The organism is Streptococcus caecimuris (genome assembly GCF_943193075.1).
GTDB lineage: Bacteria > Bacillota > Bacilli > Lactobacillales > Streptococcaceae > Streptococcus > Streptococcus caecimuris.
The window spans coordinates 1-8,784 of sequence record NZ_CALPCT010000033.1; the positions used below are offsets into that span (position 1 = coordinate 1).

The 8,784-nt window shown below is 40.1% G+C and carries 7 protein-coding genes; 6 read left to right on the top strand and 1 reads right to left on the bottom strand.

Annotated elements, in window-relative coordinates:
• Window positions 1–89: 89 nt before the first annotated feature.
• Window positions 90–881 carry an ABC transporter ATP-binding protein gene (locus NFR56_RS09480; protein ID WP_251458753.1) on the bottom strand — a complete coding sequence of 264 codons (792 nt, stop codon included), beginning with the start codon at window positions 879–881 and terminating at the stop codon, window positions 90–92.
• 74 nt (window positions 882–955) lie between these two features.
• On the opposite strand from NFR56_RS09480, the gene NFR56_RS09485 reads away from it, so the two are divergent.
• The 6 genes from NFR56_RS09485 (at window position 956) to NFR56_RS09510 (ending at window position 8,682) form a co-directional block, all read left to right on the top strand.
• The gene (locus tag NFR56_RS09485) at window positions 956–2,083 is read left to right on the top strand and encodes an AI-2E family transporter (protein WP_049507210.1); all 1,128 of its coding nucleotides are present in this window, start codon (window positions 956–958) and stop codon (window positions 2,081–2,083) included.
• A 136-nt stretch (window positions 2,084–2,219) separates the two neighbouring features.
• A complete protein-coding gene (locus NFR56_RS09490; protein WP_251458763.1) occupies window positions 2,220–3,701 on the top strand; it encodes an AcpB/EbpR/MafR family transcriptional regulator in 1,482 nt (493 codons plus the stop codon).
• A gap of 529 nt (window positions 3,702–4,230) precedes the next feature.
• Window positions 4,231–5,580 (top strand): hemolysin family protein, encoded by a 1,350-nt coding sequence (locus NFR56_RS09495; protein ID WP_251458766.1) that lies wholly within the window; start codon window positions 4,231–4,233, stop codon window positions 5,578–5,580.
• A gap of 407 nt (window positions 5,581–5,987) precedes the next feature.
• Window positions 5,988–6,965, top strand: a complete 978-nt coding sequence (locus tag NFR56_RS09500) for an ABC transporter substrate-binding protein (RefSeq protein WP_251458770.1) — start codon at window positions 5,988–5,990, stop codon at window positions 6,963–6,965.
• A gap of 10 nt (window positions 6,966–6,975) precedes the next feature.
• The gene (locus NFR56_RS09505) at window positions 6,976–7,869 is read left to right on the top strand and encodes an ABC transporter permease (RefSeq protein WP_134974243.1); all 894 of its coding nucleotides are present in this window, start codon (window positions 6,976–6,978) and stop codon (window positions 7,867–7,869) included.
• Window positions 7,870–7,878: 9 nt separating this feature from the next.
• Entirely contained in the window at window positions 7,879–8,682 is an 804-nt protein-coding gene (locus NFR56_RS09510) for an ABC transporter ATP-binding protein (protein WP_049486091.1), read from the top strand.
• Window positions 8,683–8,784 lie beyond the last annotated feature (102 nt).

Here is an 8,784-nt window from a genome sequence, read left to right on the forward strand (position 1 = left end):
CTCAACTGTGCGGAGGTGGGACGACGAAATCGAATTCTAACGAATTACCGATTTCTGTCCCACTCTCTTTTGCTTTATTCACTTTCTTTTCAGTGTGCGATTTCTGGTTTGACAAAGAGTCGCTCGTCACCAAGATCGATAAGGGATACTGGTGCTTCATAAAATTGGCTAAGGACATGGGGAGTTAGGATCTTTTCCTTTGGTCCTTGCTCGACCACTTGGCCATGTTTGAGTAAGAGGACATGGGTCATGTCTGTTGTAATTTCCTCAGCATGGTGGGTGACGTAGATCATGGTAGGCGCGTGATCCAGTTGTTTGATATGATGGATCTGACGGAGGAGCTTTTCTCTGGCAAAGAGATCCAATCCACTAGAAGCTTCGTCAAAAATGATCAGATCTGGCTGGTCCATGAGGCTTCGTGCAATGAGAACGGTCTGCTTTTCTCCCTGGGAGAGCTCACGGTATTTGCGGCCGATCAAAGAGCTAGCCCCAATTGAAGTTAGCATATCCCGTGCCCAGTTCAGTTCTTCTTCCCCGTATGCAGCAAATAAGATACTACTCTTGTATTGACCAGTTAGGACAATTTGCTCTGTCAAAAGATGTTCTGGCAGTCTTTCTGAAATGAAGGAGCTAACGATCCCAATACGCTTACGTAACTCAGGAATACCCCCTTCTCCAAAGCGGGTTCCAAGGACCGTTACCTGGCCAGAACTAGCCCAGTATTCAGACATGAGCAGTTTGAGGAGGGTCGATTTTCCTGCTCCATTTAAGCCTAAAATCGCCCAACATTCATTTTCTTTTACTTGCCAGTTAATCTCTTTTAAAAGGGCTTTTCCATTGCGGATCAAATTGACGTCTTGTAGTTCAATCAAATTATTCATAACTTTATCCTTTTGATTAAAATCTCCTTTATTCTATCATAAAATATGGTAGAATAGAAAACAGGAGGTAAGGAATGTTTCGAAATAGTAAATTGTTATTCTGGACATGTGAGATCTTATTATTGACGGTGATTTTCTATATTTGGAAATCAATGGGGACTTTAATTTCTCCATTTGTATCTGTTCTGAATACCATCCTCTTACCATTTTTAATTGCAGGTTTTTTATATTACATTACCAATCCGATTGTTGAATTGTTGGAAAAACATTTAAAAATCAAGCGTGGGTTTGGGATTTTGATCACCTTAGTACTCTTGTTTGGGATCATTGGCTTAGGGATCTTTTATCTGCTCCCTATCTTAATTAATCAGTTAACCAGCTTGATCAATTCAACTCAAGGACTTTACTGGGAAGTTCAAAGTTTGGTTCGAAAACTCTCGACCAATCCTTTGTTCCAGAATGTGAATATCCAGTCGACGATTCAGCAGTTGAATCTCTCATATATGGATATCCTACAAAATCTCTTGAATAGTGTGACCAACAGTTTAGGAAGTGTGGTTAACACCATTGTTAATACGGTCTTTATCTTGATCATGACCCCTGTCTTCTTGGTTTATTTCTTGGTCGATGGGAAGAAGTTATTACCGATGTTGGAGCGGACCATTTTACGCAATGACAAACTCCACATTTCAAGCCTCTTGATTAGTTTGAATGAAACGGTCTCTCGCTATATTAGTGGGATTTCGATCGATGCCTTTATCATTGGAACCCTAGCCTACATTGGCTATAGTTTTATTGGATTGAAGTACGCTTTGGTCTTTGCCATTTTTTCTGGATTAGCCAACCTCATTCCATATGTAGGACCAACCATCGGGTTGATTCCGATGATCATCACCTATGCCTTCACAGATATGGATATGATGATCAAAGCAGTCATTTACATGTTGATTATCCAGCAGATCGATGGGAATATTCTTTATCCGCGTATCGTTGGAGGCGTGATGAAGGTTCACCCGATTACCATTATGGTTCTCTTATTGCTCTCAAGTAATATTTACGGCATTATCGGGATGGTCGTTGCGATTCCAGTCTATTCGATTGGAAAAGAAATTGTAAAATTCTTGGTAAATCTTTATGATAACCACCGTGCTGCTAAGGAGCAGAAGAAAAAAGAAGAATTTGGTATCATTAATAAATCATAGACTCTAGCGCCTATATGGGCCTTGGAGTCTTTTTTGTACATTTATTTGAAAAAATGCTGGAAAATAGTCAACAAGTGCTATGAAATGTGTTAAAATATAAGTGATTTTGAAAGAAAATATGAAAAGGTAGGAAAAGATGAGACTGCTCTTATCGAAAAAACAGAGACGCCAATTGCAATTATTGGAAATCTTGATTAAGGAAAAAAGATGGTTCCACTTAAAAGAGTTGGCCAAGCGTTTGGATTGTACAGAACGTTCGTTAAAAGAAGATTTGTCTAATCTTCGTAGTACATTTGATGACTTTTTAATTGAATCCTCTACCAATGGGATCAAGATCAGTTATGAGGATTCGGTTGGGCTAGAAGTGATCTATCATCACTTTTTAAAAGAATCACAAGCCTTTGCTTTGATTGAATATCTCTTTTTCAACAAGGATGTTTCCAATGAATATATTTGCAGAAAGTTTGATTTGAGTTACCAATCTTTCTATCGCTTGATTCGGACGATTAATCAGAAGCTTCAAACCAAATACAATGTAAAGATTGATTTGAAACCCTTGAATCTTGTCGGGGATGAGATTGACGTTCGTTTCTTTTATGCCCAATATTTTGCGGAACGTTATTACTACATGGAGTGGCCTTTCCCAGAATTTAAGGAAGAGGCGGTGACCGATTTGATCACCTTCTTCTTCAAGCTCTATGGCTATCCATTGACCTTCTCTGTACTCAGGTCTTATAAAGTTCTCTTGACAGTCTACTTGTCACGGATTAAGCAAGGTTACTTCATCGACATGCCAACGAACTATGATGTGTATAAGGACCAGTATCAAGGGGTGACCAATGTCGAGGAGATGTTGCGCTACTTTAGCTTGCAGTTGGGTGTCGAGTTGAATGAAAAAGTGCTGGAACAGTTCTTTATTATCTTTATTCAAGAGAATTTCTATTTCAGTCCAGAAAGCTTGATCGAAGCTGCAGAAACGGATCCTTATGCCAAAGAATCGACTAGACTCATCAAAGATATGTTCAAGGATCTATGCTATACCTATGATTTAGACATTGAAAATCTTGATGAGATGTTGATGCACGTTCACAATACGGCTCACTTAGGTCGGAAGGAATTGTTCTCGGAGTTCCTCTTATTTGATACCAAGACCAATACCAACGAAGATTTCATGAGCATCTTCCCAGCCTTCTATGATGATTTGAAGGAGCATATCATCACTTATATGAAGACCATGAAGCATGATCTGAACGAAGAGATCATCAAGCACATGATCTACACGGTCTACACTCACTGGGAACGTCTCTTACCGCAGTTGTTGCGCCGTCGGAAGTCTATTAAGGTCTTGATTATCAGTCGTTTTGACGATCACCATGCCAAATCCATGATCGATTTTCTAGATTTCTACTGTACGGATAACTTTGAATTTACGCAGATGATCAAGTACAATCTAACAGTGGATGATATTGAAGCTTCGGATGCCGACGTAGTGGTGGCCAACTTTATGATGCCTGAATTAAAGAAAAAACCATTTATTTGTACAAGTAGTCTCTCATCGCTTGAGCTGGTTGAAAAACTCAATGCCTTCTTTTATGATTTTACCAGTGCAGAACACTAAAGACAAAGTCTTCTTAGAAACTTTCCTTAGGTGAGTACGGACGTCAGCGAACTTCGAAGAAGTTCCATGACTAATTAAGATACAAAGGGCGTTCGCGGATAAAGTCAAAATAGGAAGTTTGACGCAGAATCTTTAGATTCTAGGAAAACTTATCTTTTTGACACGATCCGTAGCCCGTGTTCAATTCGTTTTGGACCCCTTCGCTTTTTAATTTTTTAGGCTCAGGCTAAAACAGTTTCCCAAACTGTTTTACTCCCAAAACTCCCGAGTGCTAGAAACAATCGTGTTTCTAGCACTTTTCTCACGGCGGAAAGTTTCAGTGTAGGTTTGAATGAAACGATTATATATTTTGTTTTAAGTTTTCAGCGTTACTTAGGTTATTTTATGTGAAAAAACAATATGTTCACATTCTAAAATCAGGACTTGTTCCTGATTTTTTGATGGTAAAAAAAGAAAATTTTATAGAAGAATGCAGGCTCTCCTATTTTGTGGTATAATATACAATATTATATACTGGAGGAAATTATCCATGGAAGACCCTGGCAGTCAGGAAATTTTACTGGAATTTATTTTATTGATTGTTTTGACATTGTTGAATGCCTTTTTCTCGGCGACTGAAATGTCAATGGTATCGTTGAATCGCTCTCGTGTAGAGCAAAAGGCTGAAGAAGGAGATAAAAAATACATTCGTCTTCTTAGCGTATTGGAGCAACCGAACCATTTCTTATCCACTATTCAGGTGGGGATCACCTTGATTACCATCTTATCTGGGGCGAGTCTTGCGGATAGCCTTGGACATGTCATTGCTGGATGGATGGGCAATACCAAAACGGCTCTGGCAACTGGAAGCTTTTTATCTCTAGCATTTTTGACTTATATTTCGATCGTGTTTGGCGAACTCTATCCGAAACGAATCGCTATGAACTTGAAAGATGAGTTGGCTGTTCGAACAGCTCCGATTGTGATTCTATTAGGAAAAATTGTCAGCCCCTTTGTTTGGTTGCTTTCAGCGTCGACCAACCTTTTGAGCCGTATCACGCCAATGGAATTCGATGATCCGGATGAAAAGATGACGCGGGATGAAATCGAGTATATGCTGACCAATAGTGAAGCAACACTAGATGCGGACGAGATTGAGATGCTCCAAGGGATCTTTTCATTAGATGAAATGGTAGCGCGTGAAGTCATGGTCCCACGGACAGATGCCTTCATGGTTGATATCAATGATGATACTAAAGAAATTATTGAAAGTATCCTTAAGCAAAACTTTTCACGGATTCCTGTCTATGATGATGACAAGGACAATGTCATCGGCCTCATCCATACCAAACGTCTCTTGAACGAAGGATTTATCAATGGCTTTGATAATATTGTCTTAAGAAAGATTTTACAAGAACCTTTGTTTGTTCCAGAAACCATTTTTGTGGATGATCTTTTGAAGGAATTGCGTAATACACAAAATCAAATGGCCATTCTGCTCGATGAATATGGAGGAATGTCTGGACTGGTCACTCTTGAAGACTTGTTAGAAGAAATCGTCGGTGAAATTGACGATGAGACTGACAAAGCGGAAATTGATGTCTTTGAAATTGCGGACAATACCTATGTCGTACAAGGAGCCATGTCTCTAAATGACTTTAACGAATATTTTGATGTTGAGTTGGAAAGTGATGATGTGGATACCATTGCAGGGTATTATTTGACTGAAGTTGGGCGGATTCCATCCTTGAAAGAACGCCTCAGCTGTGAAGTCGATAGTCAAAAGAAACACTTGATCCTGACAAACGACAAGGTGAAAAATGGTCGTGTGACCAAGGTAAAAGTTGAAATTTCTGAAATCGTCGAAGAAGATGAAGAAACCAAATCAAAAGAAGATTAGAAAATAGAGGCCTGGACGTGTTCCAGCCTCTGTTTTTTTCTTGTCAGGACTAGTTGAATTTTCAAAAAATTTGAAAAATTTCTGAAATAGTCTTGACAGCCAAAAAAAATTAAGGTAAGATAATACCCATAAATAAAGAAAGCAGAAAATAAACATGAAGCAACAAGCTATTTCAACTCAAAAATTTTACTTTAGCTACTTTAGATAGTGTTTGTAGACATGATCTCATGGATGCAAACAACCCAAGCAATTTGTTTGTATCTATGTGGCTAAGATTTTTGATGATGGTCCATAGAGCTAGTATCTAAATGGACCGAGGTTTTGTAACTTGTTGGAGAATTTCAGCATCCGTTTAGAGAATAATCTAAGCGGATTTTTTGTTTATTTTGCAGAAAAGGAGTCAAAAAATGAAAGTAGTGAAGAAATTACTAGCACCTGTCCTGGTTGTAGGACTGCTGTTAACATCATTGGTGACCTTACACAACCTGAAGGATGCTAAAAAAGACAATGTCTTTCGAATTGGGATTTCCCAATACATTACCCATAAGTCGCTTGATGCGACACGAAAAGGTTTTATAGAAGAGTTGAAGAAAGAGGGTTATGTAGATGGGAAAAATATTCAGATCGATTTTCAGAATGCTCAAGGGGAGCAACGAAATCTGAAAAATATTTCCAAACAATTGGCGGAAGAAAATGATCTCGTCTTTGCGATTGCAACACCATCAGCTCAAAGTTTGGCTAATACGACGAAAACAACACCGGTTGTCTTCTCAGCTGTGACCGATCCATTGGCAGCGAAATTGGTGAAAAACTTGAAAGAGCCTGGTGGCAATATCACAGGGACAAGTGACCAGTCAGACGATGCGATCTCTACACAGGTAGACATGATTAAGCAAGTGCTTCCAACGGCGAAAACAGTTGGGATCCTCTATACACAAAGTGAGCCTAACTCAGTTGTCCAAAAAGACAATGCGAAGAAGATCCTTGAAGCTAAAGGCTATCAAGTGGTTGAAAAAACCATCCTCGATAGTAACAATGTGAAGGCTGCAGCAGACAGTATCATGTCAGAAGCAGATATCGTCTTTGTTCCGACGGATAACATCATTTCTTCTACAATGGACACTGTAAAACAGGTTTCTATCAGCCATAAGGTGCCAGTTTTTGGTGGGTCTGCTGAGATGGTGACTACTGGTGGCTTGTACAACTTTGGTACCGATTATGAGGAATTGGGAAGACAAGCTGCTCGGATGGCCATTCGCATCATGAAGGGTGAGAAACCTGGCAAAGTTGCAGTTGAAACACCTGAAAAATTAGAATTGCATACCAATAAAGAGATGGCTAAAGAGCTTGGAATTGATATTAGCTCGTTGAAGGTAGAAAAATAGGAGGTTTGAGATGAATTTCGTTTTATCAAGTTTATCAGAAGGTTTATTGTGGTCGATCATGGCGATCGGTGTTTACTTAACATTTCGAATTTTAGATATTGCCGATATGACGGCAGAAGGAGCCTTTCCACTTGGGGCAGCAGTTGTAGCTTCCCAAATTCAAGCAGGAAGAAACCCTTGGCTTGCAACTTTGCTGGGCTTCCTAGCAGGAATGATCGCAGGATTGGTTTCTGGGATTCTCCATACAAAAATGAAAATTCCAGCCCTCTTGACAGGGATTGTCACTTTGACCGGTCTCTACTCTATCAATATTAAAATCATGGGGGGAGTACCCAACCTCTCTATTGGCGATGCCAGTACCATTTTCAAAAGTGTCATGAAATTGGGCTTGTCCAATGAAGAAGCAGTCTTTTTGATTAGTATTTCTTGCTTGATCATCGTCTGTATCTTGTTAACTCTCTTAATGAAGACGCAACTTGGCTTGGTTTTGCGCTCGACTGGTGATAACATTCCAATGAGTGAGGCCAATGGGGTCAATGTAGATAACATGAAGATGTTGGGCTATATGATTTCCAATGGCTTGATTGCCCTTTGTGGAGCCATGTTTGCGCAAAATGATGGTTTCTCAGATGTGACTTCTGGTACAGGGACGATCGTAGTCGGTTTGAGTGCGGTGATTATCGCTGAAGTTTTGATCCACGAATTGACCATTGGTTGGCGCTTGCTTTCCATCGGGGTTGGAGCCATTGTTTACCGTTTGATCATCTTAAATATTTACGAGATCCCAAATCTCGATCAAAATATGGTTCGTCTCTTCAATGCGATCTTGCTCGCGATTGTCTTGTTCGCTCCTGAGGTGCAAAAACGTCTTCGTGTTCGTGGATTGAAGTTAGGAAATAAGTAGGAGAAAAGTATGGCAACATTATTATCAATTGAAGGTATTCATAAGACATTTGAAGCAGGAACAGTCAATGAAAACCATGTCTTAAAAGGCTTGGATCTCCAAGTAGAAGAAGGGGACTTCATTTCGGTCATCGGTGGAAATGGAGCTGGGAAATCAACCTTGATGAACATCTTGGCAGGAAATCTGGTCGTAGATGAAGGAGATATCTTGCTAGAAGGTAACTCTATCAAAAATACGAGTGTTCGTAAGCGTGCGAAAGATATTGCGCGTGTCTTCCAAGATCCTAAAATGGGGACAGCTTCCCGTTTGACCATTGAAGAAAATATGGCCATTGCCCAACGTCGGGGGAAATCTCGTGGTTTGAGCTGGGGAGTTCGAGAGAAAGATCGCGAATTATTCCGTGAAGCCTTGAAGGAACTGAATATCGGTTTAGAAAACCGTCTCAAGGTGGATACCCAATATTTGTCTGGTGGGCAACGTCAAGCTTTGACCTTGGTCATGGCAGCCTTGGTCAAACCAAAACTCTTGCTTCTGGATGAACATACCGCAGCGCTCGATCCTAAAACTAGTGAAATGGTCATGGAATTGACACAAAAGATCGTGGAAAGCCATGATTTGACAACCTTGATGATTACGCATGATATGAACCATGCCATTGAATACGGCAACCGCTTAATCATGCTCTACCAAGGCAAGGTCGTTGTCGACGTCAAAGGAGAAGAAAAGAAAAACCTAACGGTTGAAGATTTGATGCGCCTCTTCCAACAAAACAGTGGTGAAACCCTGGTTAGTGATGAATTGGTATTAGGATAAAATGAGAGTGGGACAGAAATCGGTTATTCGTTAGAATTCGATTTCGTCGTCCCACCTCCGCACAGTTGAGTAGGGCTGTAAAAGCTGATGAAATCAGCGTAG